The sequence below is a fragment of the Microcella alkaliphila genome, assembly GCF_002355395.1.
GTDB lineage: Bacteria > Actinomycetota > Actinomycetes > Actinomycetales > Microbacteriaceae > Microcella > Microcella alkaliphila_A.
In genome coordinates, this window is sequence record NZ_AP017315.1 from 1,864,171 (window position 1) to 1,889,462 (window position 25,292).

The following is a 25,292-nucleotide window of genomic DNA, read 5'->3' on the forward strand; positions in this document are numbered from 1 at the left end:
GGAAGAATCGCTTCCGCCGCCCGCGCGACGACGGTGCGCGCGCCAGGACCCTCACGAAAGGCCCCCCATGACGAAGCAGTCCATCTTCGGTCGCATCGCGCAGCTCGCGAAGGCGAACATCAACGCCCTGATCGACCAGGCCGAAGACCCGCAAAAGATGCTCGACCAGATGGTGCGGGACTACACCGCGAGCATCCAGGAGGCGGAGGCGGCGATCGCGCAGACGATCGGCAACCTGCGACTGCTCGAGCAGGATTACGCCGAAGACGTCGCGACGGCGCAGGACTGGGGCCGTAAGGCGGTCGCGGCGAGCGCGAAGGCCGACGAGTTCCGCGCTGCGGGCAACGCGGCCGACGCCGACAAGTTCGACAATCTCGCGAAGGTTGCGCTCGGCAAGCAGCTGGCGAGCGAGAATCAGGCCCGCGCCGCCCAGCCGACGATCCAGTCGCAGACGGCCGTCGTCGAGCAGCTGAAGAGCGGCCTCGAGGGCATGAAGATGAAGCTCGAGCAGTTGCGCGGCAAGCGCGACGAGCTCGTGGCGCGCGCAAAAATCGCCGAAGCGCAGTCGCGGGTCATGGACGCCGTGCAGTCGATCGACATCATGGACCCGACGAGCGAGCTGGGCCGTTTCGAAGAGAAAATCCGCCGCGAGGAGGCGCGAGTGCTCGGCCGCCAGGAGCTCGCCGCATCGACGCTCGATGCGCAGTTCGAGGCGCTCGAGGACGTCAGCACCCAGACCGAGATCGAGGCGCGCCTCGCCGCACTGAAGGCGGGCGGCGGACCCGCGCAGCTCACCGACGGTCAGTGACGCTGGGCGGAGCGACGGCAGGCGTGCCGGGCGCTCGACCGCTGCGGCTCCCCGGCGTTGACGCCGCGCGCGGGCTCGCCATCGTCGGAATGATCGCGGCGCACGTCATTCCGCGCACGACGGACGCCGAACTGGTGGTCGACGGTCGGCCGTCGATCCTGTTCGCCGTGCTGGCCGGCCTCTCTCTCGGCCTGCTCGCCCCCACCCGCGCGGCCGAGCACCCCGAGAGAACCGGGGTGATCCGGGGACGCGCGCGGGCGTCGCTCGGTGTTCGCGCGCTGCTGCTCATGCTGCTTGGCCTCTGGCTCTGGACACTGCCGACGAACATCGCCATCATCCTGGACGCCTACGGGCTGATGTTCCTGCTGATGGTGCCGCTGTTGTTCGCGAACCGCTTGGTGCTGGCGATCGTGGCCGCGGCGCTGCTGGCGATCGGCCCGCTGCTCGTGAGCCTGACCGACTCGCTGCCGCCGTACGTGCTCTACTCGGCGACGAGCCCGGTCGACCGCGCGCTCGACCTCGCACAGAACCCCGCGTCGGTGCTGGCCGACGCCTTCCTCACCGGCTACTACCCCGCCCTGCTGTGGGTTCCGCTGCTCTGCGCCGGTCTCATCGCCCAGCGCAGCGACCTGTCGTCGACCCTGACCCGACTCGTCATGGTGACCGCGGGGCTCACCGCCGCCCTCGCCGGCTACGGCGCCGGCCTGCTCATCCCCGGGGTCAGCGCCGAGGCACACTCCGTGACCCCCGCAGAACTGGTCGGCTCGGGCGGACTCGCCGTCGCGATCATCGGCGCGGCCCTGCTCTTGCTCGACACCGGCGGCCGCGGCGCCGCGCTCTCGCGGGTGGCGCTCGCTCCGCTCACGGCGATCGGGCGCATGCCGCTGACGATCTACACCCTGCACGTGCTCGTCATCGCGCTCGTTGTGGGCGTGGCCGGCATCGGCCCCGCCGGCGCGTACGAGAGCCCGGCCGGCTGGTGGATGCTCGGCGCCCTCCTCGTCGGAAGCGCCGCTCTCGCGCTTATCGCCGAGCGGCTCGGACGGCGCGGCCCGCTCGAATACGCGCTCGCGCAGGTCGGGATGCTCGTGGCCGGCTCCGCCGCTCGGCGCACCTCAGTGCCAGACTGAGCGGATGATGCGTCGCTTCACGGTCGTTCCGCAGTGGCAGGGGTCGGGTGCCGCGCGCGCCATGCGCCTTCAGCAGGGTGCGGAGGCGATCGCGGCTGACCTGCCGGGTCGCGCGACCGACATCGTGGAGGTACCGCTCGAAGCCGGAGATGCGGAAGGGACGGGCATCCACCGTTTCAGTTCGATTCGGCTCACCCGTGAACGCACCGAGAAGTCCCTCGCGGGGCTCGAAGACGGCGAGGTTGCCGTCGTGATCGGCGGCGACTGCGGCGTCGAATTCGCCGGGGTGGAGCGGGCAGCACGACGCGGCCGGCTCGTGTTGCTGTGGGCTGACGCGCACGCCGACCTCAACACTCCCGAGACGAGCCCGAGCGGCGCCTACCACGGCATGGTGCTGCGCGACATGATCGATTCGGGCCTCGTTGCTCCCGCGGACGTCGTCATGCTCGGTGTGCGCGCGCTCGATGACGCGGAGGCGGACGCCGCCGAGAGGCTCGGCATTGACACCGTGACGGCCGAGATGGTCGGCGCCGCCATCGCCGCGCGCGCAAGCGACGCGGCCGTGCTGTACGTGCACATCGACCTTGACGTGCTCGATCCGTCGATCATGGCGAGTGTGGGCTTTGCCGAGCCGTTCGGGTTGAGCCTCGACGAGCTGCTCGGCGCGGTGCGTGACGCTCGCGCGGCCCTTCCGCTCGGCGGAGCCGGCGTCACCGAGTACGCGCCCGCGGCCGACGCCGACCCCGAGCTGCTCGCCGACGAGTCCGCGACGATCCTGCGCGTCATCGCCGCGCTCAGCGCCGACTGACAATGAATGCGCGTTCGGACATCGTGCCCGCTGAGCGAATGCCACAGGAATCGGCGTCCGGCGCATCCCGATCACTAGCCTGCTGCCATGTCTGAACCCCGCGTCACCGTCGACCGCGACGGCCACCTGCTGCTCATCGGCCTGAACCGCCCCGAGAAGATGAACGCCGCCGACCATCGGCTGCTCAGCGAGCTCGCCCTCGCGTACGGCGAACTCGACCGCGACCCCGAGCTGCGCGTGGGCGTCGTCTACGCCCACGGGGAGCACTTCACCTCAGGGCTCGACCTCGCCGACATCGCCCCGCGCATCGGAGCGAGCGGCCTCGACATGGTTCCCGAAGGCGGTATTCACCCGTGGGGCATGGACGGCACTCGGGTCTCGAAGCCCGTCATGCTCGCCGTGCAGGGCACCTGCCTGACCCTCGGCATCGAGTTGGCGCTCGCGAGCGACATCGTCGTCGCCGCCTCCGACACCGTGTTCGCGCAGCTGGAAGTGGCCCGCGCGATCCTGCCGTTCGGCGGCGCGACGACCCGCTTCGCCGCCCAGGTCGGCTGGGGCAACGCCATGCGCTGGATGCTCACGGGCGACCGCTTCGACGCGCACGAGGCGCACCGCATCGGCATCGTGCAGGAGGTCGTCGAACCGGGCACGCAACTCGAGCGCGCCACCGCGATCGCGCGGACCATCGCCGCTCAGGCCCCGCTCGCCGTGCAAGCGACCCTCGCCAACGCCCGCCTCGCCGTCGCGGAGGGCGAGGCCGCCGCCGCGACCCGCCTGCCTGGCGAACTCGTCCGCCTCATGCAGACAGAAGACGCCCGCATCGGCGTGGAAGCCTTCATGACCCGGTCCACGCCCCAGTTCGTCGGGCGCTGACTCTGAGCGCCATGTGACCGCCCGCCGAACGGAGACCCCATGAGCAGCGACGACCAGTACGACGTCATCGTGATCGGCGCCGGCGCCGTGGGCGAGAATCTCGCCGATCGTACCGTGCAGGGAGGCCTGCGCACGCTGCTCGTCGAGCACGAGCTGGTCGGCGGCGAGTGCTCGTACTGGGCGTGCATGCCGTCGAAGGCGCTCCTGCGCTCGGCCGCCGCGCTCGACGCCGCCCGCGCGGTCGATGGCGCGACGCAGGCCATCACCGGTGACCGCGTCGACGTCGCCGCGGTACTCGCCCGCCGCGACTCCTTCGCCGCACACTGGGACGACAGCGGCCAGGTGCGCTGGGTCGAGCAGGCCGGCATCGACCTCGCGCGCGGGCACGCCCGGCTCGACGGCGCGCGCACGGTCGTGATTACCGACGCCGAGGGCGCGACGCGGCGGGTGACCGCCCGGCACGCCGTTGCGGTGTGCACGGGAAGCGGGGCGAGCATCCCGCCGATCGAGGGCCTCGTCGAGGCGGAGCCGTGGGCGAGCCGCGAGGTGACGAGCGCGAAAGAGGTGCCCGGCTCGCTCGCCATCATCGGCGGCGGCGTCGTGGCCGTCGAAATGGCCACCGCCTACACCGCTCTCGGATGCTCGGTGACGGTCATCGCGCGCGGTCGCCTCCTCGCTTCGCTCGAAGACTTTGCCGGCGATGCGGTCGCTCAGCGCCTGCAAGAGTCAGGCGCGCGGGTGCTGACGCACACAGGGACCACCCGGGTCGAGCGCGACGCTACGGGACGCGTCCGCATGTCGCTCGCAGGCGGCGACACCATCGAGGCCGACGAGGTGGTGGTCGCCACCGGCCGGACGCCGCGCACCGCAGACGTCGGGGTCGACACTCTCGGGCTCGACCACCTCACCCCCGGCGACGCGCTCCCCGTCGACGACACGATGCTCGTGACCGGCACCGACTGGCTGTACGCGGCCGGTGACGCCACCATGCGGGCGCCGCTGACCCACCAGGGCAAGTACCAGGCTCGCGCGGCCGGTGACGCGATTTCCGCCCGCGCGGCGGGGCGGCCCATCGACGACGCTCCCTGGGGAACGCACGTGGCGACCTCCGACCATCGTGCCGTGCCGCAGGTGTGCTTCTCGAGCCCCGAAGTGGCAAGCGTCGGACTGACGGCAGACCAGGCCGCCGAAGCGGGCATCCCCACCCGCGTCGTCGACTACGCGCTCGGACGCGTCGCCGGCGTCTCGGTGCACCGCGACGGTGCGGAGGGTCAGGCCCGGCTCGTGGTCGACGCCGAGCGCGATGTCATCGTCGGCTTCACGGTCGTCGGCGACGAGGTCGCCGAACTGTTGCACGCCGCCACCGTCACGATCGTCGGCGAAGTGCCGATTGCGCGGCTGTGGCATGCCGTGCCCGCGTATCCGACGGCCAGCGAAGTCTGGCTGCGCCTCCTCGAGGCGCTCGGCAGACCCTCCTGACCACCCCCTGTCGAAATCCGGCAAGCGGGAGTAGACAATTCCTGCCAGTATGGGGCGCATGGACGTGGTCTAGATGAGCCGTACCGCCGTCATCACGGGGGCAAGCGCCGGCATCGGCGCTGAGGCGGCGCGCGAACTCGTCCGACGCGGCTGGCAGGTCGCGGTCGCCGGCCGTCACCCTGAACGCACCGCCCATGTCGCGGCCGAGATCGGCGCCGTCCCGTTCGTCGCCGACTTTGATCGCCTCGACGATGTGCGCGCCCTCGCCGACGCACTCCAGGGTCGCTTCGGACGCATCGACGTGCTCGTCAACAACGCGGGCGGTCTCGTGCCGCAGCGCGCGCTCACCGTCGACGGTCACGAGACAACGCTCCAGCGCAACCTGCTCGCAAGCGCCCTCCTCACCACCCTCCTCCTTCCGCGCCTCACCGAGAGCCGGGCCCGCATCGTGCACACCTCGAGCGTCATGAATCGCCTCGGTGGCCTGCGCATCGACGACCTCGACTTCGACCGCCGCCCCTACAAGGGTGGGTGGAAGCCCTACGCCGCCGCAAAACTCGGCGTCATTCTGTACGCGCGGGCGCTGGCCGCGCGCACGGGACTCGAGAACGTCGCCGTGCATCCCGGATACGTGCGCAGCGGGTTCGGTGCCCGGTCGTCAAGCGCGCGATTCGTGCAATCGCTGACCGCGCCCCTGCAGATCAGCGTCGAGGCCGGTGCCGCGCCCCTCGTCCACCTGGTCGACACGCCCGAACTGGGCGTGCCCAACGGAACCTACTTCGACGGTCTGACACCCTGGGCAGCGACCCACCGCTCGGCCACCGACACGCGGCTCGGCGACGAGTTGTTCGCGGCGGTCGAAGATCGGTTCGGTAGCAGAATCCCCACCGGAGACACCGCATGACCCAGCCCGCGCGCCCCCGTGCCCGCGTTCGCCTTGACACATCGATTCGCGCCGCGGCGCTGACCGTCGCGGCTCTTCTCGCGCTGGCCGGATGCGCGGGGCCCGATCCGAATACCCTTCCGTCATCGCCGGACGCGCCCGCCTCGGCCTCGCCGACCCCCGACGCCGATGCCGGCATCGACCCGGGCGACGGCGACACGGACGACGTCGTCGCCTTGCCGGGCTGCGACGAGATCTACTCCCCCGAGCTCACCGCAGAACTCACCGACGAGGGGCGTGAGTCACTCGGCGACACGGCCGCGGCGGGTGCCGGTGGCTGGGGCAGCGGCGACGCCGTGATCGTCGCCCTCCTCCAGGGCGCGATGGAGCGAGTCAGCTGCAGCTGGATCCTGCCGTTCAGCGAGAGCGGGTCGACGACCACGATCATCCGCATCGACGACGCAACGGCCGACTTCGTTGCCGAGCACCTGACCGACACGGCGGGGTTCACCGGGTCCTCGGCACTCGGCGGGCAGCTCTACACGCTCGTGGTCGACGGCGACTTCCCGTACAGCGAGGCGCACCTCATCGTTGACGGCCTCCTCGTCGCGACGGAGGCCTTCGGCGGCGATGCCGAACCGCTCACCCTCGACGCGGGCACGCAGCTCAGCGCGCCGTAGCGGCAGCTCGCCCCGGCGCTCAGTCGAGCACGGGGGTCGACGGAAGCCGTAGCCGCCGTTCCAGTTGCGCGGCCACCGCCAGCAGCGTTGCCTCACCGCCCGGCCGGCCGATGAGCTGCACGCCCATGGGCATGCCGGGTCGATCGCTGAGTTCGCCGTCCGATTCGCGGCTCAGCCCCATCGGGATCGTGATGGCGGGAAGCCCCGCGACGTTGATCATGCTCGTCCACGGGGTGTACTGCACCTGCTGCGCGAAGTTGCGCTCCGCATCCCCCGCGTCGTACCAGCCGAGCGGGCGCGGAGTCAGCGCGAGTGCCGGCGTCATCACGACATCGACGCTCGAAAACCGCGCGATCAGCCGCCGTTCGAAGCCCGAGAGCCACGACAGCGCCGCCGTGAGACGGGCGACCGGCAACTCGCGTCCTCGGGCGACCAGCCAGGCCGTGAGCGGTTCGAGCAGCGCGAGCTCGGCGTCGCTCTCGGCCGGGATTCCGGCGGCCGCTGCCATCCAGACGATCCGAAACGCGTCGGGGTAGCCGGCCCAGTCGTCGCTCGGCCCCAGGTCGATGTCGTCGACACCGTGGCCCATGGCGTCGAGGTGGCGGATGGCCCGGTCGAGGGCGTGGCGCGCTTCAGGCGCGATTGTCAGCTCATAGTCGAGCTGCCAGGGACTCTCGGTCAGCACGCCCACCTGGACACGCCCCTCGCCGCGGACCGCGTGGGCGAGGAACGGTCCCTCCGCCGCGGGGCCAGCGGCGCGCGTCGCGAATGGCCAGGGGCTGGCGCTGACGAGCGCGTCGAGCAACAGCGCCGCGTCGGCGACGGTACGGGCGAGAGGGCCCGCGACCACGAGTCCGGCGAGCGATGCGAGCCCGCTGCCCGCGGGCACCCTGCCCCGAGAGGGCTTGAGCCCCACGATGCCGCACGCCGCAGCGGGGATGCGGATGCTGCCTCCGCCGTCGGAGCCCGGAGCGAACGGCACGAGGCCGGCAGCAACCGCGGCGGCCGCCCCGCCGCTCGACCCACCAGCACCCCTGTCGAGGGCGTGCGGCGTGCGCGCGGGCGGCGCGACGCGCGACTCGGTGTACGACGGCAGCCCGAACTCGGGCGCCGCGCTCGCCCCGAGGCTGATCGCCCCGGCCTCATCGAGGTGCCGGGCGAGTTCGTCAGAGGCCTCGGGCACGTTGTCGGCGAACAGGCGCGAGCCGTAGGTGGTGCGCTGCCCGGCCCGTGCCGTCAGTTCTTTGTCGACGAGCGGCAATCCGAACAGCGGTGCGGCGGTGCTGACGGTCTCCGTGAGGCGTGCCGCGGCGTCGCGCGCCCGGTCGCCCTCGACCACGGTGAGCGCACCCACACGGGGGTTGAGTCTCTCGATGCGCGCCAGATAGTGCTCGACGAGGTCCCCGGGCGTGAGCTCGCCGGATCGAATGAGGGTCCACTGCTCGAGAGCGGTCAACTCGTGCAGGGCGGTCATCGTGTCAGCCTACGGCCGCGCACCCGTATCGATTCGACAACGAAGGGATGCTGGGGGCACTGCGCCGGGGAATCATGCCTCTTCCGTTCTTCTCCCGCTGATACATTCGCGCCATGGTGACCGCTTTCCGCCCTCGCCGCGCATCCCGCCTCGTCTCCGCCCTCGCTGCGGGTTTGCTCGCTGTCGGTCTGGGCGCGTGCGCCGACCAGCCCGTCGAGGCCCCCGACCCGATCGCCGAACCGACCACGACACCGGAGCCGGAGCCCACGACCGAGCCGGAACCCGAGCCCGAACCGGAGCCCGAACTCGTCTTCACGATGCCGAGCGACTGCACCGAGATCTTGCCGGCCGCGCGCGTGGCGTCGCTCGAGGTGCAGAACCTGCAGTTGCTCGGGGGGCCCGGCAGCATCTACGGCGACGAGTTCTTCTTCGACGAGACTCCCGAACAGCTCGTCGGGGGCATCAGCTGCGTCTGGGGTCAGGAGGGCGTCGATCTCTCGACCATCCTGCTGAGCGTTGCTCCGCTGAACGCCGCGACCCGCGCGCAGACGATCGACGACCTGATCGCGCAGGGGTATATCGCGTATGACCGCGACGACTCCTCACTCGCCTACGGCCTCATCGGCGACGCGGGAGGGCCGCCCGCGATCTACAACCTGATCACGAACGATGCATGGTTCTCGATGTTGAACTCGCTCGGCGGCCAGGCCGGCTTCGACGAGTCGATTCTGCTGACCGAAGAGCTGCGCGGGGTCGCCTACGGCGCCCTCGAATAGCGCGCAGGATGAGTCGGCGCCGCACGTCGGCGCCCGTGCATCAGCGCGCCCTGCCAGCTCGTCCTCATTTTGGTACATTTGTTCCAGAATTGAGGAGAGGATTCCATGGGCTACATCTATTTGGCCGGCGCGATCGTCGCTGAGGTCATCGCCACGAGCTTCCTGAAGCTCACGAGCGGCGAGCGGGTCGTCTGGTGGGCCTTCCCCATCGTGGTCGTCGGCTACATCGCGGCATTCACGATGCTGTCGGCGTCGCTCGGTCGCGGCGTGCCCCTCGGCACGGCCTACGGCATCTGGGCGGGTATGGGCGTCGCGCTCGTCGCCGGCGTCAGTTGGCTCGTCTTCGGCGAGACGCTCACCATCGGCCAGCTCATCGGCATCGCCCTGATCATCGCCGGCGTCGCCCTCGTCGAGCTCACGGGCGACCACGGTGCGACCGTGGCCAGCGGGCTCAGTGCGCCGGCGACCCTCCCGAAGGCATGAGCCCGAGCGCCCGCCGGGAAGACGGCCCCCGGCTAACCGCCAAGGGCCGCGCGCGCCGAGACGCCCTGCTGGACGCCGCTCTCACGGTCATCGAGCGGGACGGCCCGGCTGCGCTCACCCACCGAGCGGTGGCGGCCGAGGCGGGGCTGCCCACGTCGGCGGCCACGTACTACTTCGCGGACATCGACGACCTGCTCGTGTCAGTTCTTCGGCGGAGCATCGCGGACTATGACGCAACCGTCGGCCCGCTCGATGCGCTCGACGTCGACGCCGCGGCCGCGACGATCCGCCAGTATGCGATCGACGAGCGCTCGACCGCGGTGGCCCACTACGAACTGCTGCTGCTCGCCACCCGGCGACCCACACTCCGCACCGATGCCGAACACTGGTACACCCTGCTCGAGCGGGACCTGGCCACGGCACTGCCGGAGGACGCACCGGATCGCGCCACGCGCATCCGCACGGCGGCGCTCGCCCTCGACGGGCTGATCCTGCGGATGCTGTGGCGCGGCGAACCGCACACGCCCGCCGACGTGCGCGCGGCGGTCGCCGCGGCGCTTGCCCCGCTCAGCGACGACGACGCAATGACTTCTGCATGAGCACGATGCCGAGCCACCGGTCGAACTTGAAGCCGACGCGGCCCATCGACCCGGTCTGAGTGAAGCCGAACGACTCGTGCAGGCGAATCGAGCCCTCGGCGCCCTGGTCGGCGATGACGGCGACCACCTCGCGCACCCCGGCGTCGGCGGCGCGCTCGAGTAGCTCGCCGAGCATGGCCTTGCCCAGCCCTCGACCGGTGGCGGCGGGCGCGAGGTAGATCGAGTTCTCGACCGTGTAGCGGTAGGCGGCCTTCTCTTTCCAGGGGTACACGTACGCGAACCCGAGTAGCTGACCGCGGGGCGATTCGGCGACGAGGAACGGGTACCCCAGCTTCTGCAGATGCGCGAACTTCTGCTTCAGCCCCTTCAGCGTCCACGGCTGCTCGTCGAACGTGACGGTCGAGTTCGCGACGTAGTGGTTGTAGATCTCGCGCACCGCGGGCAGGTCGGCGGTCACCGCGTCGCGCAGGGTGAAACTGAACTCCGGTTCTGGCTCGGGGGCAGGCTTCAGGTGACGCGGCAAGCGCCGACGCTGCTGGTATTCCTCCTCAAGCATGGAATCAGCCTACGTCGCGCGGGTTACGGGCTGATGTCCCAGTCGATCGGCTCGGCACCCTGCAGGAGAAGCGCCGCGTTCACCCGACTGAACGGGCGTGAGCCGAAGAACCCGCGGCGGGCCGACAGAGGGCTCGGATGTGCGCTCGCGACCACCGGAACATCGCCCAGTAGCGGGCGCACGGCCTCCGCATCGCGCCCCCAGAGCACGGCGACGAGCGGTCCGCCGCGCGCGACGAGGGCGCGCACGACGGCATCGGTGACGCGCTGCCAACCGAGGCCGCGGTGCGAGTTCGCCCGGCCCGCCGCGACGGTGAGCACGCGGTTGAGTAGGAGCACGCCGCGCTCGGACCACGGTGACAGGTCGGGGTGCGGCGGCGGGGGGACTCCCACGTCATCGGCGAGCTCGCGGTAGATGTTCGCGAGACTGCGCGGAAGCGGCCGCACGGAGCGATCCGCCGAAAAGGCGAGGCCGACGGGATGGCCGGGCGTCGGGTACGGGTCTTGGCCGATGACGAGAACCCGCACATCGGCGAGCGGCACGGTCAGCGCGCGCAGCACACGCTGAGGAGCCGGTAGCCATTCGCGGCCCGCAGAGGCCTCAGCATCGAGCCGGGCGGCGATCGCCGCCAGAGCGTCGTCGAGCTGCGGGTCCACCGTGTCAAGCGCCACGGCCCAGCCGTCACCCAGGCCGCCTGGCGGGGCGATGATCTCGGGGACGCGCACGGGCCCACGCTACCGAGCCCTGGGCATCCCGAGGGCTAGCCTCGCGACCATGGCATCGAGGCTGGCCGGAAAATCTGGCGCGATCACTGCAGGGCTCGTCGGGTACCTGTTCTTCGTCGAGTTCGTCAGCGGCATCATTCAGGGCTACTACATTCCGCTCATCCCGGACCTCGCCCGGTACCTCGCCATCAACGACCCCGAGTTCAACTGGTTCGAGGCCGCGCAGTTGCTGCTGAGCGCGCTCGTGGTGCCGATCCTCGCGAAGCTCGGCGACATGATCGGGCACAAGAAGGTGCTGCTGATCTCGACCGTCGTAACGGCGGGCGCGAGCTGGTGGCTCGTCGCCGCCGCCGACTTCTGGAGCTTCCTGATCGCCTGGGCGCTACAGGGCTTCTATGTCGTCTGGCTGCCGCTCGAGATTGCGCTGATCTTCGACCGGGGGCGCACGACGGGCCGGGGCCCCTCGCAGACCCGGCGCGCGGCCGGACTGCTCGTCGTCGCCCTGCAGGCAGGCGCGATCGTGGGCGCGCTCGGCGGCGGGCGCATCTTCGACGCGTTCGACGGCAATGTGCCGTTGACATTCGCCGTGCCCGCGATCGCGGTGACGATCGCATTCTTCGTAATCCTGTTCGGGGTACCCGAGTCGACACCTGTTCCCGGTCGCCGACTCGACACCGTTGGTTTCGTGCTGTTGACGCTGTCGCTCATGACCATCACGAGCGGGCTCGCGTTCCTGCGCATCAACGGGCCGGAGGCGATCTGGGTCTACCTCGTGATTCTGCTGGGGCTCGCTCTGCTCTACCCCTTCGGCCGCTGGGTGCTCGGCCACCCCGACCCGGCGATCGACATTCGTGTGCTGCACCGGCCCGAGATGTGGCCCGTGCAGCTGGTCGCGGGGCTTTTCGGCATCAGCGTGCTGGGCGCGCAGGCGCCGCTCGCCACGTTCGCCGGCACCCCCGTCGAGGCGGGGTACGGCCTCGGGCTCGGCGCGAGTGACATCTCCACCATCGTCGGCGTCTACCTCATCGGCATGATCACCGGTGCAGCCCTGTTTTCAGCGACGGCGCGGCGACTCTCCCCTCGGGTCGCCCTCATCGTCGCGACAAGCCTCGTGGCGGTCGGCTACCTGCTCTTCTTGCCGCTCCACTTCACTCCCGTGCAGGTGGCGACCAACATGGTGATCGCGGGGCTCGGCTCGGGCGCGCTTGTCGCCGCCCTGCCGGCCGCTGCGGCCGCCGCGGCACCGCTCGGGCAGACGGGCATCGCGGCCGGGCTCACCAACACGACGAAGACGATCGGCGGCTCGTTCGCGAGCGCGATCTTCGCGATCGTCGTGGTCTACGTCGGAACGCAGTCGGTGGTCGCGACGGCTGGCACCTACGGCGGCTACATGACCGTGTTCGCGATTTGCGGCGGCACCGCCCTCATCGGCGCGGTGCTGCTCGTGTTCGTGCCGAAGCTTGCCTTCCGCGATCCCATCATCGATGAGGTCGCCGAATCGATCGCCTCGCCCGGGGCGGCGACCGCGCGCCCCGACGCCGCTACCGAGGGTTGAGCGGACCGCGCACGAGCTTGTGCTGCGCGGCCTGCGCGACGGGCCGCATCGTCACTTCGTCGACGTTGATGTGCGGGGGCAGCTCGAGCGCGTCGACGATCACGCGGGCAACGTCGGCGGCGGTCAGCGGGCGGTCCACGCCCTCGTACAGCGCCGCCGCGCGCTCGGCGTCACCCCCGAGCCGATTCAGCGTGAACTCGTCGGTGCGCACCATGCCGGGGGCCACCTGCATCACCCGCAGGGGCTCACCGGCGAGTTCGAGGCGCAGCGCGTCCATCATGATGCGCAGACCCGCCTTCGACGCCGAGTACCCGGCGCCGCCCTCGTAGGCACGCTGGCCGGCCGTCGACGTGACGGCGACGATGTCGGCCCCGCCGCGCGCGCGGGCCGCGTCGCGCAACATCGGCACGAGGACGCGCAGCACGCGCTGGGCGCCGAGCACGTTCACGTCGAACATGCGCGCCCAGTCAGCCGTGGACGCCTCGACAACCGGATCGACCCCGATCGCGAGACCCGCGTTCAATACGACGGCGTCGACCGGCGGCGCCCCCGATTCGCGGGATGCCCGCAGCACGTCTGCGAGGCCGGCCACGGCGGCGTCGTCGGTCACGTCGAGGACGTGCACCGAGCATCCCGTGTCGGCGGCGAGCGCCTCCAAGCGGTCGGCGCGGCGCGCGACGCCCGTGACGTACCAGCCGGCCGCGGCGAGGCGGCGGACGGTGGCGGCGCCGATGCCGCTGGAGGCTCCGGTGACGAGGGCGTGACGTCGGGCGGGGTGGCTCGTGGAAGCGCTGTGGTCGCTCATGCTCGTAGGCTAACGCGGTGCCTACGACGACTCGCACCCCGTACTGGGATACGGCCCGCGCCATCGCCATCACCCTCGTCGTCATCGGACACGCGATTCAGCCTCTGAACAGTCAGTACGCGCCGTCGTATGCGACGTACCTCGTCATCTACGCGTTCCACATGCCGGCCTTTGCCCTCCTCGCCGGGTACTTCAGCAGGGCGGAGCCCGGGAAGAAGCAGTGGGGGCGTATCGTCACCGACCTGCTTGTGCCGTACCTGATCGTTGAGACGATCTGGACCGTCGTCCGCCTCGTCGTCACCGGCGGCACGACGTTTGACCCGGCGTCGCCGTCGTGGACACTGTGGTTCTTGCTGGCGCTCGCGATCTTCCGCATGGTGTTGCCGGTCATCGCCCGCCTGCGGTGGCCGCTCGTCGTCACGATCCTTTTGTCGGTGGGGGTCGGCTACGTCGACAGCGTCGACACGACCTTCTCGCTGTCGCGCCTGTTCGGCCTCCTGCCGTTTTTCACGCTGGGCTGGTGGCTCGCCCACACCCGCGTGATCGACCGCGTGCGCTGGCTCGAGCGCGCCCGCTTCGACCCGACGGTGGTCGTGACCCGCGCGGTGGCGGCCTTCGTATTCGGCACGGCCGCCACCATCGCCCTCATCGGCACCGACTACTTCGGGTCGATCGGCGCCGGGCGCATCCTGTTCTACGCCGACCCGTATGCGGCCCTCGGCCTCGACGAATGGTGGGCGGGCGTCGTGCGCCTGCTCGTCATCGGGCTCGGCGTGCTCATGACGCTCAGCATGCTGGCGCTCGTGCCCCGGACCGTGACGCCCATCACGTGGATCGGCACGCACACGATGTACGTGTACCTGCTGCACACGTTCCCGCTCTATGCGTTGCGGCAGAGCGAGCTCACCGGGGTGGGCGCCCCGGGGTGGGTGTGGTTCGTCGGCCTGATCGCCGGGTCGGTTGCCCTCACGGTGGTGCTCGCGAGTCGCCCCGTGCGCGCGATCACCCGACCCATCATCGAACCGCGCGTCGAGTGGCTTCTCTCGTCAAAACGCTAGTCGCGAGACACCCCGCGAGACACCCCGCGTGACGCCCGGTGTCACGGTCCGGTTACGGCGTGTGTCACGAGCCGTTGCCGCCCCACCCGCCGCCCCCTAGCGTGGGCACACCGCGACAGGGAAGGACCCATCATGAGCGAGAACCCCACCGCCGACTGGCGCTTCGAGACGCTGCAGATCCACGCCGGATCGCAGCCCGACCCGGTCACGAACGCCCGAGCGACGCCGGTCTACCGCACGACCGCCTACACGTTCAACGACTCCTCGCACGCGAAGAATCTGTTCGCGTTGGCCGAGTTCGGCAACATCTACACGCGCATCCAGAACCCGACGCAGGACGTCGTCGAGCAGCGCGTCGCGGCCCTCGAGGGCGGCACGGCCGCCCTGCTGCTGTCGTCTGGCCAGTCGGCGACGACCTACGCGGTGCTGAACATCGCCAACGCGGGCGACCACATCGTCTCGTCGTCGACCGTGTACGGCGGAACCTACAACCTGTTCAAGTACACGCTCGCGAAGCTCGGCATCGAGGTCACGTTCGTGGAAGACCAGGATGACGCGGAGGCGTGGCGCGCCGCGATCCGCCCGAACACGAAGCTGCTGTTCGGTGAGACGGTCGGGAACCCGAAGGTGAACATCCTCGACATCGAGAAAGTCGCCGGTGTGGCGCACGAGGCGGGACTGCCGCTCATCGTCGACAACACGATCGCGACCCCGTACCTCATTCAGCCGCTGAAGCACGGCGCTGACATCGTCGTGCACTCGGCGACGAAGTTCTTGGGCGGGCACGGCACGGTGCTCGGGGGCGTGATCGTCGACGGCGGCAGCTTCCCGTGGTCGCAGCACGTCGCCAAGTTCCCCGGACTCACCGCGCCCGACCCCTCGTACCACGGCGCCAGCTACACGGGCGTGCTCGGCGACGGCATCGCCTACATCATCAAGGCGCGCGTGCAGCTCTTGCGCGACATCGGCTCGGCGATCTCGCCCGATAACGCCTGGCAGCTCATTCAGGGCATCGAGACGCTCAGCCTGCGCATCGAGCGGCACGTGCAGAACGCCCTCGCCGTCGCGCGGTGGCTGGAGGCCCACCCGGACGTCGCGCACGTCGACTACGCCGGCCTCGAGTCGAGCGCCTGGCACGCGGCCGGCCAGAAGTACGCCCCGAAGGGCGTCGGCGCGGTGCTCTCGTTCGAGCTGAAGGGCGGGGTCGACGCCGGTCGCGCGCTGGTCGACAGCGTGCAGCTGTTCAGCCACGTCGCGAACATCGGCGACGTGCGCAGCCTCATCATCCACCCCGCCTCGACGACGCACTCGCAGCTGACAGCCGAGCAGCAGCTGACAGCAGGAGTCACGCCCGGCCTCGTGCGCCTGTCCGTCGGGCTCGAAAACCTCGACGACATCATCGCCGACCTCGAGCGCGGCTTCGCGGCCGCGAAGACCGCCGGCGCGTAGCACTCGGTCTCTGGTGCACGTGCGGGCCAGCACCCCGCGCGTGCACCAGAATGGCCCTGATGGACTGGCAGACCAGCGAAGACACCGTTCCCTCGGCGTTCATCACCGAGGCGAATCGTCGCGCCCTGCGCGGCACGCCCCCGACGACTGGCGCGTGGCGCGAGGGGGACGACCCGGGCGACCGCCAGTTCGCCTCGCTCGGAGCCCTCGCGCTGGAGTCGGGTGAGACGTTGCCCGTCACGCGCCTCGCCTACGAGACGTGGGGCGAGCTGAACGCTGACGCATCCAATGCGGTGCTCATCGTGCACGCGCTAACGGGTGACAGCCACGTGGTCGGCAGGCCCGGTCCCGGGCATCCCACCGCCGGCTGGTGGGGCGGCATCGTCGGACCGGGCCTTCCCATCGACACCGACCGCTACTTCGTCGTCGCCCCCAACATGCTGGGCGGCTGCCAGGGATCGACCGGCCCCGCCTCCTTCGCCCCCGACGGCGTCGAGTGGGGGTCGCGCTTCCCGTACCTCACGATCCGCGACCAGGTTGCCGCGCAGCGCCTGCTCGCCGACCGGCTGGGCATCGAGCGCTTCGCCGCCGTCATCGGCGGTTCGATGGGCGGGATGCACGCGATCGAGTGGGCGGTCGGCTCGCCCGATCGACTCGACCGCGTCGCCATCCTCGCCGCTCCTGCCATTTCGAACGCCGATCAGATCGCTCTGAACTCGGTGCAGATCGAGGCGATCCGCATGGATCCGACGTTCCGCAACGGCGCCTACTACGACGAGGACGAGGGACCGTATCGCGGGCTCGCCCTCGCCCGGCGCATGGCGCTTCTGAACTACCGCTCACCCGATGAGCTGAATGAGCGTTTCGAACGCTCGTGGCAGGGCGCCCTCGACCCGCTCGGCCACGGCGGCCGCTTCGCGGTCGAAAGCTACCTCGACTTTCACGGCAACAAGTTCACCCGGCGATTCGACGCCAACAGCTACATCACGCTCGTCGAGGCGATGAACTCGCACGACGTCACCCGCGGCCGCGGCACGCTCGCCGACGTGCTCGGGACGGTCACCGCACGCGCCCTCGTGCTCGGCATCGACACCGACCGGCTGTTCCCGGTCGAACAGCAGCAGGCGATCGCAGCGGGTATCCCGACGACCATTCACGGCTCGGAGGCGGTCGTCATCTCTTCCCCCTTCGGCCACGACGCCTTCCTCATCGAGGACGAACTCGTCGGCCGGCATCTAGCGGCGCTGCTCGCCGACTGACCCCGCTCGCGTGTCGGCGCCGGGGCGCACGGGACGCAGGATGACAGACTGACCCTGTGATCGAGCGCGAACGACGCAGCCTGCTGCAGCGGGCCGCGCGCGCGATCGGGCTTGCCGGTCTCATCATCGCGGCGTTCTGCCTGTCGCTGCCCGGCATCGTCGACCCTGACCTGCTGCCGTCGGTCATGATCTTGCTCGCTGGTCAGGCCGGAGCACTGGTCATGGTCGGCCGCAGCGAGCACGTCGGCTGGCCGGCGCTCACGATCGTGCTCGGCCTCGCAGCGCTCGCTGTCGCGCAACTGCCGTTCGGCGGAAACACGTCGGTGTCGCTGCCGATCGCGCTCGCCCCGCTCGGCGCCGTCGGCATCGGCGCCGTCGGCATCGTCTTGAGTGAGAGCCAACCGCGCTGGCTGCTGTGGGCCGGCGGCACACTCGGCTCAGCCTTCCTCGTCGCGCTCGCCGGACCCACCATGGGCTTCTTCTCGACCGCCGCGATTGCGACTCTCGCCGGCTGGACGATCACGATGATCGTCGGCATCTGGGTGACCGTCGGCGTGCAGCGCTCGCTCGTGCGCATCGACGGAATCGGGCGGGCCCACCAGGTGGAGCGCCAGGCGAGCGAGATGGAGGCGCAGCGGCGGCAGAGCGCGCGTCTGCTGCACGACACGGTGCTCGCAACCCTGACGTTGCTCGCCCACTCGGGTGTCGGCGTGAACGCTGATGCGCTCCGCCAGCAGGCGACAGAGGATGCTCGCCTGTTGCGCCAGTTGCGGCTCGGCTCGACTCCCATGCCGCGGTTCTCGGGCTCGTACAACCTCGAACCCGTGTCGGAGTCGACGCTTGGCACGACGCTGGAAAGCGTCAAGCAGCGTTTCCTCCGCATGGGCCTCGAAGTGCGTTGGCACGGTACCGGCCAGGTTCTCTTGCGCAGCGACGTGCTCGATGCGTTCCTGTTCGCCCTGGCGGAGTGTCTCGAGAACGTGCGCCGGCACGCCGGTGTCACGGACGCCGACGTCACGATCACCGAGAGTGACGACACCCTGCGCGCCGTGGTGACCGACGCGGGGGTGGGATTCTCCCTCGACGAGGTCGAGGTCGGGCGGCTTGGCGTCGCCGAGTCGGTCATTGCCCGGCTGCGGGACGTCGGCGGAAATGCGCGGCTGTTCTCGACTCCCGGGGCCGGCACCACCGTCATTCTCGAGGTCCCGCGATGAGGGGCAAGCACGCGTTGGCGGCACCAGATGAGCGGACCCTCGGTGCGCGTATCCGCCCGGCCGGCGCCCGCTCGTCGACTCGCCGCGGCTCACCCTCCTCGACGCACGTGTCCGCGCTCGGCAGCGGCTTCCTCGGCATCGGCATCGCGATCGTCGCGGCGCTGCAGTCGATGCTCGGCCTCGGCATCTTCCTGGCGCGCGCCGACACGTACGCGAGCCTGCTGCCCGCCGTCTCGGCGTGGACCTTGCTGCTCGTCACCTTCCTCGGCATCATCGTGACGATCTCCGCGACGGGCGAGCGGCTGCCCGACTGGTTGTACGCGTTCTTCCTCGTCGCCCTCGGCGCGGTCGTCTGGCTCGATTTCGTGGCGATTGCGCCGTTCAATGACGTGGGGCGCAATGCCAGCGCATCCATTTCGGCGGGGTTCGTCCTGCTCGTCATCGTGACGCTGCGGTCACGCTGGGAGGTGCTGGTCGCCACCAGCCTGCTGGGCGTCGCCTTCGTGGTGGCGATCGTGCTGACCACGCCGCTCACGCCCGTGACGATTCCGTATCAGGTGACCGCCGTCGCCCTCGCGGTGTCGCCGGGCATCATCGGCGTCTTGCTCGTTGCGGGCTTTGAACGCATTCTGCGGCGCGAACTGGATCGCGTGCTCGTGCAGTCGACCGTCACGGCGCCGCGGCTTGCCGTGGGAATGCTCGCCAGCGAGGAGCTGGCGCGGCTTGACTATGACGCGGAGGAACTCCTCGACGCGGTGGCCACGGGGGATGCTCCCCTTCCGCTCCCGCCGTCGCTTGCGTCGCGCGCATCCTCGCTCGCGACGGAGTTGCGCCTGCACCTCGTGCAGGGCAGGCGTGAGACGTGGCTGTTCCACGCGATCACTGAGTCGGATCACCTCGGCCGTCACGTCACGGTCAGTGATCCGGGGACGCTTGCGGGTCTGCTCGATGACGTGCAGCGCGACGCCCTGTTGGCGGCCCTGTGGTTGCTGTCGACCGACCCGGTCGGAGTGGCGCCCGCGCGCACCATTGCCGTCGAGCTCGGCCCGATGGTGGGCGGGGCGGTCTCCACCGGCGGCGACCGGACGATCGTACCGATCGCCGTCCGTGTCTCAAGTATGAAACGGAATCGTGTCGACCCCGGTGTGTGGGAAGCCCTCGACCGCGTCGGGCGTTACAGTGACACCACGGCCCAGGGCTCGCTTCGCATCGAGGTGGACTGCGTGGTCGTGAACCCGGCTGACGCCGCCCGGCCCTCCTGACCGGGCACGCGAGCCGACGAACCTGTGGAGGGGCACCGCATGGCATCCGCGAACCCGTCGATCCGTCTGGCGATCGTTGACGACCACCGCATGCTTCTGGGGGCTCTGACGGAGTGGATCCGTCAGGCCGCCGACGACATTGACATGGTGGCGGCGGTGGCGAGCTGGCCAGAGCTGCTCGCCCACCCCGAGTTCCCGGTCGATGTGGTGCTTCTCGACCTCGACCTCAAAGACAACATCCCCGTATCGCTGAAGATTCAGACGCTGAAGTCGACCGGCGTGCGGGTCGTGCTCATGAGCACCTACTCCGAGCCGAACGTGGTGCGCGAGGCGCTGAACGCGGGCGCGCTCGGTTACCTCGTGAAGAGCGAAGACGCCGGGATGATCGTGGAGGCGATCCGCGCCGCTCGCCAGGGCGAGTCGTTCATTTCGACAGAGCTCGACCTCGCGCTGCACGCCAGCGAGGGCGGCGGATCGCCGCGCCTCAGCGCGCAGGAGCGGCGCGTCATGGCGCTGTACGGCGCCGGTGAACCCGTGAAGTCGGTCGCGTACCAGCTCGGCATCTCGGAGGAGACGGCGAAGAGCTACCTCAAGCGGATCCGCGAGAAGTACCGCATTGCCGGTATTGACGTCGGCACGAAGGTGGCCCTGCGGAAGCAGGCCATCAACGACGGGATTCTCGTCGACACCCCGACCGGGGCGAGCCCGGTCTAGGCGACGAAACCGGTCTAGCCGCGCACCCGCGCGCCCTCACCCCGGGCAACCACGACGCTCAGCAGTGCGAGGCCGACTCCGATCGCGGCGAGCACCAGGCCCACCCAGGCGGGTGCGAGGTAGCCGAACCCTGCGACGACGACGAGCCCGCCGAGGAATGCGCCCAGCGCGTTGCCGAGGTTGAGGGCCGAGTGGTTGAGGGCCGCGGCGAGCGTTTGGGAGTCGCCCGCAACATCCATGAGGCGCGTTTGGATGATCGGGGACAGGGCGGCCGCCGTGAATCCGACGGCGAAGGTGCCGATGGCGGCGCCGACCGGCGTGCCCCCCGCGAGGCCCGTGAGGGTGAGCGCCGCGGCGAGGCCCGCGAAGGCGATGAAGACGGCGCGCGTGGCGCCGCCGTCGGCGAGGCGACCGCCGAGAAGGTTGCCGAGGGTCATGCCGACGCCCGTGCTGGCGAGAAGCCACGGCACCGCGGCCGCGGAGAAGCCGGCCTCTTCGGTCGCGAGGGGCGCGATGTAGCTGTAGACGGCGAAGAAGCCGCCGAAACCGATGGCGCCGACGGAGACGGCGATCCAGACTTGGGGGCGCGCGAAGGCGGCGAGCTCGCGCCGGATCGTCGAGTTCGGGTCTCCCGCGACGACGGGCACCAGGATGCGCACGGCGAGGATCGTGGCCGCGAAGACGGCGGCGACGAGCAGGTAGGCGGCGCGCCAGCCGGCGGCCTGGCCGACCGCGGTGATGATCGGCACGCCGATCACGGTAGAAACGGTGAGACCCGCGAGCACGAGCGCGACGCCCTGGCCGCGCTTGCCGGGACCCATGAGTTCGGCCGCGACGAGCGCGGCGACGCCGAAGTAGGCGCCGTGCGGGAGCCCGGCGATGAAGCGAGCGGCGATCACGCCCTCGATGGTGGGAAGTGCGGCGGTCGCGAGGGTGGCGAGCGTGAAGGCGACGGCGAGGGCGACGAGCAGGCCGCGGCGCGGGAACCGCCCGGCGATCGCCGCGATCGTCGGGGCGCCGACGACGACGCCCAGGGCGTAGGCGGTGATGACCCAGCCGGTGAGTCCGATTGCGGCGTCGGGGTCGGTGGCGAGCAGGCCCGGCACGAGGTCTGCGGCGATGTCGGGCAACAGGCCCATGGCGGCGAACTCGGTGGCGCCGATGCCGAAGCCGCCGAGGGCGAGGGCGAGCAGCGCGGCGATCGTGCGGCGGCGCGAGAGGGTGCGTGTCGTGCGCGGATGGGTGACCCCTGCTGCGGACGCCTCAGCCGAGTCAGTGGATGTCGTCACACCCCCAGCGTATCGAATCGATTCGAGTCGGGTGTTCCAGCCGGGTGTCGCAGCGCGGGTCCAATACCGCTCTTTAGAACGGCGGTTCGTCGGGGAGCGGCGCTGTCGGCCCGAATTGTCGGCGCGGTCGTGGAGGCGGGCTGCCGTCGTCGCGGCGTTCGCGCGACCCCACCGGTATCGCCTCCGTCGCCTTTCGCGCAGTGCTTCGCACCCGCGGCGGGTCGTCGAAGCCCGGTGGTTCGGTCACGTGGACGCGCGTGCGCGGCGATGTCCATTCGAGGCGCCCGGCGCCGAGGTGTTTCACGCCCCACGAGGTTCGGTGCTTCAGCTGGTGGTGTGACCGGCACAGGTGGGCGAGGTTGTCGGCGGAGGTCGCTCCCCCGTGAGCCCAGTCGACAGTGTGGTCGAGTTCGCAGGAGCTCGCGGCCCGCACGCAGCCGGGGAACCGACACGTGTCGTCGCGCACCCGGAGGGCGGCGGCCAGGTCGGCGGGCACGGCGTAGCGCTCGCGGCCGACGCTGAGCACGGCGCCGGTGTGGGGGTCGGTGAGGATGCGCCGGAAGCTCGGTGCTCGAGCCGCCCACCGCGCAGCCGTCTCGTCGTCTATAGGACCGTAGCCTTCCAGGTGCGCCGCCCGGGCGTCGGCGGGTACGTCGACGCCGGCACGGGCAAGCAGCGTCAGGGCGGGAACCGTGATCGAGACGCGGGGTCTGATGCCGTGACCGAGCGGCGTGTGTGCTGGAGCGGCACCGGCGCGGTGTGCCGTGTCGTCACTCCCCGGTCCTGCGGTCTCACACGCCCCGCCCGGCACCTCTCCCGCGACGAGGAGTGCCGTGAAGACGTCGGCGCGCCGCTGGGCCGCGGTACGCGTCTCGCCGTCCCCGGCGAGGTTGCGCGCAATGGCGATCACCCGGTCGTGGATCGCCACCGCGTCGATGGCCGGCAGGTAGGCGGTGAGGTAGGCCATCGCGTCGGCGGCGGGCTCGACCGCCACCCACCGTTCGGCGCTGGCCGTCTCGGCCCGCTGCTCGATCGGCTCGGGGTGCATCAGTTCGCGAAGCCGCCGCAGCCGTCGCGCGAATGGGCCGACGCCCATGCGCTCGGCCGCGGAGAGCGCAAGCCGCTCAAACTCGGCCCGCGTCTCGGCGGGTAGGTCGCACGCTCGGTCGATGATCAACTGAGCATGACGCGGCGTGATGACTGCGCGCTCGAGCGCGTCGGCCGTCTCCGACAGGTGGGCGCCGAGCAACTCGGCGTGCGCGATGCGGGTTTCGGCGGTGCGCTCCGACTCGCGCAGCAGCGTGGCCAGCTCGGTGGCGAGTTCGCGGCGGGCGGTGAAGCGGGGCGTCCAGGTGGCGCCGCCGCGTGCATCCGCAGAATTGTCGCCGGACTCCGCGGAACGCGCGGCGGCCGTTGCGACAATGCGGCGCTCGGTGAGCGCCCGCAGTTGCTCGATCGTGCGCGCGCGACGCGCCTCGATGAGCGACTCACGGGCCTGCAGCTCGATCAGGTCGTCGAGCAGTTGCTGCTCGCGCTCGCCGTCGGGATCGGCGACGGGTACCGCGACCCCGAACCGGTCGACCACGGCGTGGCGGTCGAAGCTCGGGGTGGCGGTGGGGGCGTCCATGAGTGAAGTGAACCAGCGACCACCGACATTCGGTGGGCACCGTCGGCCGCGCGCGCAGGCTGGGGATAACCTCGCCGAGCGGCATGAGACCGCGTTATGACACCGCACAGCTGCACGCCAGACCGCCGCCACAATCCGCCTCTACGGCGTGTCGCCACCCTCCAGCGCCGCCTCCAGCCGCGCCACCTTGCCGTCCAACTCTCCGACGCGCCCCGGCCGGATGTCGGCCTTCAGCACGAGCGAGACCCGCGTGCCGTACTCGCCAACGGCCTCGGTGGCGCGGCGCACGACGTCCATGACCTCGTCCCACTCTCCCTCGATCTCGGTGAACATCGACGACGTGCGGTTCGGCAGCCCCGACTCACGCACGATGCGCACGGCGGCCGCCACCGCCTCGTGCACCGAGTCGGGCTCCGAGCCGGCCCTGCCGCCCGACGGGGCGACCGAAAAGGCGACGATCATGGGGATGCTCCTTCCGCGTCCGCGACGGCGGCCCGCACCGTGCGCGCCCCGCCGTCCGCACCCATCCTGCCCCGCACGAGCGCCACGAGCATCCAGGTCGCCCACAGCAGCAGCGCCAGGTACGCGAGGTTGCGGACGGTGAGCACCACGAGCATCCAGGGTTCGGCGCTCAAGACGGCGCCGTATTCGACCGGGTAGATCACCTGCGTGAGCGCCGCGGCGGCGATCGCGATCGTCGCGGGCACGCGGAACCGCACGCCTCCGTCGGCGCGGGCGAGGATGCCGAGCACGATCGGCGCCGCGAGCCACGTCGCGAACTGCGGAGATCCGACCTTGTTCACCGTGATCAGCGCGGCCACGAGGGCGAGCGTGAGGGCGGGCAGCAGTAGGTGCTCGGCGACCTTGCGGCGACGCGCGAGAAGACCGAGGGCGAGCACGCCCAGCACAACCGCGGCGAGCACAGGGGTCGCGAGTGCCGCCATGAGCTCACTCCCCGGCCCCGACACCTGCCAGGTGAGAATGTCGGTGTCGTAGGCAATGACGACAGGCCGCTCGGCACCGGCCCCGCGAACGCCCGCGCCGCTGCCCGAGAGGCCCGCGAGCCACATCCAGGGCAGCGCGAGCGGCGACTCGACCTGCAGGCCACGGCCGGTCTGCTCGGTGAGCGGGCTGAGGAGCGCCCACCCACCGCCGAGCAGCACGCCCACCCCGATCACCACGACGCTGACACCGAGGAAGCCGCGGGTCACGTCGACCCAGCGTCGAGCGGCGACGACCGCGGCCAGCAGCAGCGCCCCCGGCCACACCTTCACCCAGGCACCCGCCGCCATGAGAGCGCCCGCCCAGCGCGGATGCTCCGCCAGTACCGCGGCCGCCGAAACCGCGAGCGCGGCCGTCACCGCGTCGATGCGGCCGAGCGCGATCGGGCCCAGCACGGCGAGAAACGCCAGCCACCACCAGGCCGCGGCCACCCGTCGCACATCGCGCTGCACGCCCGCGAGCGCCACCAGCGCGATCGCGTTGAGCACCGACATGAGCAGCAGCCACGCGAGCGACCCGGCAAGCCCCTGCCCAAACGGGAACACGGCGAGCATCGGCAGCAGCGCCGGGTAGGGGTACACCCACGCCGTGTCAATGCCGACCCAGCCCTCGCCGGTGATGCCGAGCGCCGCCCAGAACGGGTACACCAGCTGCACGTCGCCGAGCGGCAAGCCCGGCAGCAGCAGGTTTCCGGCGACCAACCAGGCGTGCACCGCGACGAAGCCACCGATAAGGGCGACGGGATGCGCGCCCACCGCCCTGAAGCGCGCCCGGGTCAGCGCTC

General features: G+C 70.8%; 25 protein-coding genes. 17 read left to right on the forward strand and 8 right to left on the reverse strand.

The genetic code is table 11. The annotated features are described in order from the left end of the window. Positions 1-67: 67 nt before the first annotated feature. The 7 genes from CPY97_RS09155 (at position 68) to CPY97_RS09185 (ending at position 6,661) form a co-directional block, all read left to right on the forward strand. On the forward strand, positions 68-808 hold the full coding sequence (locus tag CPY97_RS09155; RefSeq protein ID WP_096422102.1) for a PspA/IM30 family protein: 741 nt from the start codon (positions 68-70) through the stop codon (positions 806-808). Continuing rightward, entirely contained in the window at positions 805-1,938 is a 1,134-nt protein-coding gene (locus tag CPY97_RS09160; protein ID WP_096422104.1) for a DUF418 domain-containing protein, read from the forward strand. The genes CPY97_RS09155 and CPY97_RS09160 overlap by 4 nt, the downstream gene beginning before the upstream one ends. Before the next feature lie 4 nt (positions 1,939-1,942). Next, complete coding sequence (locus tag CPY97_RS09165) at positions 1,943-2,746, forward strand: arginase family protein (protein ID WP_096422106.1); 804 nt, start codon at positions 1,943-1,945, stop codon at positions 2,744-2,746. An 87-nt stretch (positions 2,747-2,833) separates the two neighbouring features. Next, complete coding sequence (locus tag CPY97_RS09170; protein ID WP_096422108.1) at positions 2,834-3,619, forward strand: crotonase/enoyl-CoA hydratase family protein; 786 nt, start codon at positions 2,834-2,836, stop codon at positions 3,617-3,619. A 39-nt stretch (positions 3,620-3,658) separates the two neighbouring features. Next, positions 3,659-5,098 (forward strand): dihydrolipoyl dehydrogenase family protein, encoded by a 1,440-nt coding sequence (locus tag CPY97_RS09175; protein WP_096422110.1) that lies wholly within the window; start codon positions 3,659-3,661, stop codon positions 5,096-5,098. A gap of 73 nt (positions 5,099-5,171) precedes the next feature. Next, a complete protein-coding gene (locus CPY97_RS09180; protein WP_096422112.1) occupies positions 5,172-6,002 on the forward strand; it encodes an SDR family NAD(P)-dependent oxidoreductase in 831 nt (276 codons plus the stop codon). After that, positions 5,999-6,661 carry a hypothetical protein gene (locus CPY97_RS09185; protein WP_096422114.1) on the forward strand — a complete coding sequence of 221 codons (663 nt, stop codon included), beginning with the start codon at positions 5,999-6,001 and terminating at the stop codon, positions 6,659-6,661. Before CPY97_RS09180 ends, CPY97_RS09185 begins: the two co-directional genes overlap by 4 nt. A gap of 19 nt (positions 6,662-6,680) precedes the next feature. Here CPY97_RS09185 and CPY97_RS09190 read toward each other — a convergent pair whose 3' ends face one another. Continuing rightward, on the reverse strand, positions 6,681-8,135 hold the full coding sequence (locus tag CPY97_RS09190; protein WP_096422116.1) for an amidase: 1,455 nt from the start codon (positions 8,133-8,135) through the stop codon (positions 6,681-6,683). Between the two features lie 113 nt (positions 8,136-8,248). Here CPY97_RS09190 and CPY97_RS09195 point away from each other — a divergent pair, with 113 nt between their 5' ends. From CPY97_RS09195 to CPY97_RS09205, 3 genes are all read left to right on the forward strand, one after another. Further along, on the forward strand, positions 8,249-8,911 hold the full coding sequence (locus tag CPY97_RS09195; protein ID WP_096422118.1) for a hypothetical protein: 663 nt from the start codon (positions 8,249-8,251) through the stop codon (positions 8,909-8,911). A 105-nt stretch (positions 8,912-9,016) separates the two neighbouring features. Further along, positions 9,017-9,394 carry a DMT family transporter gene (locus tag CPY97_RS09200; protein ID WP_096422120.1) on the forward strand — a complete coding sequence of 126 codons (378 nt, stop codon included), beginning with the start codon at positions 9,017-9,019 and terminating at the stop codon, positions 9,392-9,394. After that, on the forward strand, positions 9,391-9,993 hold the full coding sequence (locus CPY97_RS09205) for a TetR/AcrR family transcriptional regulator (RefSeq protein WP_096422122.1): 603 nt from the start codon (positions 9,391-9,393) through the stop codon (positions 9,991-9,993). The genes CPY97_RS09200 and CPY97_RS09205 overlap by 4 nt, the downstream gene beginning before the upstream one ends. Here the strand turns inward: CPY97_RS09205 and CPY97_RS09210 are convergent. After that, positions 9,962-10,549 carry a GNAT family N-acetyltransferase gene (locus CPY97_RS09210; RefSeq protein ID WP_096422124.1) on the reverse strand — a complete coding sequence of 196 codons (588 nt, stop codon included), beginning with the start codon at positions 10,547-10,549 and terminating at the stop codon, positions 9,962-9,964. The genes CPY97_RS09205 and CPY97_RS09210 overlap by 32 nt on opposite strands. Positions 10,550-10,572: 23 nt before the next feature. Then, positions 10,573-11,274 (reverse strand): uracil-DNA glycosylase, encoded by a 702-nt coding sequence (locus tag CPY97_RS09215; protein ID WP_419866101.1) that lies wholly within the window; start codon positions 11,272-11,274, stop codon positions 10,573-10,575. Between the two features lie 49 nt (positions 11,275-11,323). On the opposite strand from CPY97_RS09215, the gene CPY97_RS09220 reads away from it, so the two are divergent. Further along, positions 11,324-12,829 (forward strand): MFS transporter, encoded by a 1,506-nt coding sequence (locus CPY97_RS09220; protein WP_231923900.1) that lies wholly within the window; start codon positions 11,324-11,326, stop codon positions 12,827-12,829. Here CPY97_RS09220 and CPY97_RS09225 read toward each other — a convergent pair. Then, entirely contained in the window at positions 12,816-13,634 is an 819-nt protein-coding gene (locus CPY97_RS09225) for an SDR family oxidoreductase (protein WP_096422127.1), read from the reverse strand. The genes CPY97_RS09220 and CPY97_RS09225 overlap by 14 nt on opposite strands. A gap of 17 nt (positions 13,635-13,651) precedes the next feature. On the opposite strand from CPY97_RS09225, the gene CPY97_RS09230 reads away from it, so the two are divergent. From CPY97_RS09230 to CPY97_RS09255, 6 genes are all read left to right on the forward strand, one after another. After that, positions 13,652-14,692 carry an acyltransferase family protein gene (locus CPY97_RS09230; protein ID WP_096422129.1) on the forward strand — a complete coding sequence of 347 codons (1,041 nt, stop codon included), beginning with the start codon at positions 13,652-13,654 and terminating at the stop codon, positions 14,690-14,692. Positions 14,693-14,824: 132 nt separating this feature from the next. Continuing rightward, positions 14,825-16,141: a bifunctional o-acetylhomoserine/o-acetylserine sulfhydrylase gene (locus tag CPY97_RS09235; protein ID WP_096422131.1), complete on the forward strand. Its 1,317-nt coding sequence runs from the start codon at positions 14,825-14,827 to the stop codon at positions 16,139-16,141. A gap of 59 nt (positions 16,142-16,200) precedes the next feature. Further along, a complete protein-coding gene (gene metX, locus CPY97_RS09240) occupies positions 16,201-17,400 on the forward strand; it encodes a homoserine O-acetyltransferase MetX (RefSeq protein ID WP_096423552.1) in 1,200 nt (399 codons plus the stop codon). Between the two features lie 56 nt (positions 17,401-17,456). Next, a complete protein-coding gene (locus CPY97_RS09245) occupies positions 17,457-18,614 on the forward strand; it encodes a sensor histidine kinase (RefSeq protein WP_096422133.1) in 1,158 nt (385 codons plus the stop codon). A 107-nt stretch (positions 18,615-18,721) separates the two neighbouring features. Then, positions 18,722-19,876, forward strand: coding sequence for a hypothetical protein (locus CPY97_RS09250; protein ID WP_150129247.1), 1,155 nt, complete (start codon positions 18,722-18,724; stop codon positions 19,874-19,876). A 39-nt stretch (positions 19,877-19,915) separates the two neighbouring features. Then, a complete protein-coding gene (locus CPY97_RS09255) occupies positions 19,916-20,590 on the forward strand; it encodes a response regulator transcription factor (RefSeq protein ID WP_096422137.1) in 675 nt (224 codons plus the stop codon). Between the two features lie 14 nt (positions 20,591-20,604). Here CPY97_RS09255 and CPY97_RS09260 read toward each other — a convergent pair whose 3' ends face one another. The 4 genes from CPY97_RS09260 to CPY97_RS09275 all read right to left on the reverse strand — a co-directional run bounded on the left by CPY97_RS09260 (position 20,605) and on the right by CPY97_RS09275 (position 25,263). Then, positions 20,605-21,879, reverse strand: coding sequence for an MFS transporter (locus CPY97_RS09260; RefSeq protein ID WP_331716200.1), 1,275 nt, complete (start codon positions 21,877-21,879; stop codon positions 20,605-20,607). Positions 21,880-21,952: 73 nt separating this feature from the next. Beyond that, positions 21,953-23,506 (reverse strand): HNH endonuclease signature motif containing protein, encoded by a 1,554-nt coding sequence (locus CPY97_RS09265; protein ID WP_096422139.1) that lies wholly within the window; start codon positions 23,504-23,506, stop codon positions 21,953-21,955. A 141-nt stretch (positions 23,507-23,647) separates the two neighbouring features. Next, positions 23,648-23,968, reverse strand: coding sequence for a thiamine-binding protein (locus tag CPY97_RS09270; RefSeq protein WP_096422141.1), 321 nt, complete (start codon positions 23,966-23,968; stop codon positions 23,648-23,650). After that, complete coding sequence (locus CPY97_RS09275; protein WP_096422143.1) at positions 23,965-25,263, reverse strand: glycosyltransferase 87 family protein; 1,299 nt, start codon at positions 25,261-25,263, stop codon at positions 23,965-23,967. Before CPY97_RS09275 ends, CPY97_RS09270 begins: the two co-directional genes overlap by 4 nt. Positions 25,264-25,292: the final 29 nt, after the last annotated feature.

Bases quoted from the DNA above. Each gene is read 5' to 3' on its own strand.
- CPY97_RS09185 (WP_096422114.1), top strand. From the start codon at position 5,999: ATGACCCAGCCCGCGCGCCCCCGTGCCCGCGTTCGCCTTGACACATCG.
- CPY97_RS09165 (WP_096422106.1), top strand. From the start codon at position 1,943: ATGATGCGTCGCTTCACGGTCGTTCCGCAGTGGCAGGGGTCGGGTGCC.
- CPY97_RS09210 (WP_096422124.1), bottom strand. From the start codon at position 10,549: ATGCTTGAGGAGGAATACCAGCAGCGTCGGCGCTTGCCGCGTCACCTG.
- CPY97_RS09270 (WP_096422141.1), bottom strand. From the start codon at position 23,968: ATGATCGTCGCCTTTTCGGTCGCCCCGTCGGGCGGCAGGGCCGGCTCG.
- metX (WP_096423552.1), top strand. From the start codon at position 16,201: ATGGACTGGCAGACCAGCGAAGACACCGTTCCCTCGGCGTTCATCACC.
- CPY97_RS09195 (WP_096422118.1), top strand. From the start codon at position 8,249: ATGGTGACCGCTTTCCGCCCTCGCCGCGCATCCCGCCTCGTCTCCGCC.
- CPY97_RS09225 (WP_096422127.1), bottom strand. From the start codon at position 13,634: ATGAGCGACCACAGCGCTTCCACGAGCCACCCCGCCCGACGTCACGCC.
- CPY97_RS09255 (WP_096422137.1), top strand. From the start codon at position 19,916: ATGGCATCCGCGAACCCGTCGATCCGTCTGGCGATCGTTGACGACCAC.
- CPY97_RS09155 (WP_096422102.1), top strand. From the start codon at position 68: ATGACGAAGCAGTCCATCTTCGGTCGCATCGCGCAGCTCGCGAAGGCG.
- CPY97_RS09175 (WP_096422110.1), top strand. From the start codon at position 3,659: ATGAGCAGCGACGACCAGTACGACGTCATCGTGATCGGCGCCGGCGCC.
- CPY97_RS09220 (WP_231923900.1), top strand. From the start codon at position 11,324: ATGGCATCGAGGCTGGCCGGAAAATCTGGCGCGATCACTGCAGGGCTC.
- CPY97_RS09170 (WP_096422108.1), top strand. From the start codon at position 2,834: ATGTCTGAACCCCGCGTCACCGTCGACCGCGACGGCCACCTGCTGCTC.
- CPY97_RS09205 (WP_096422122.1), top strand. From the start codon at position 9,391: ATGAGCCCGAGCGCCCGCCGGGAAGACGGCCCCCGGCTAACCGCCAAG.
- CPY97_RS09235 (WP_096422131.1), top strand. From the start codon at position 14,825: ATGAGCGAGAACCCCACCGCCGACTGGCGCTTCGAGACGCTGCAGATC.
- CPY97_RS09200 (WP_096422120.1), top strand. From the start codon at position 9,017: ATGGGCTACATCTATTTGGCCGGCGCGATCGTCGCTGAGGTCATCGCC.
- CPY97_RS09265 (WP_096422139.1), bottom strand. From the start codon at position 23,506: ATGGACGCCCCCACCGCCACCCCGAGCTTCGACCGCCACGCCGTGGTC.
- CPY97_RS09190 (WP_096422116.1), bottom strand. From the start codon at position 8,135: ATGACCGCCCTGCACGAGTTGACCGCTCTCGAGCAGTGGACCCTCATT.
- CPY97_RS09180 (WP_096422112.1), top strand. From the start codon at position 5,172: ATGAGCCGTACCGCCGTCATCACGGGGGCAAGCGCCGGCATCGGCGCT.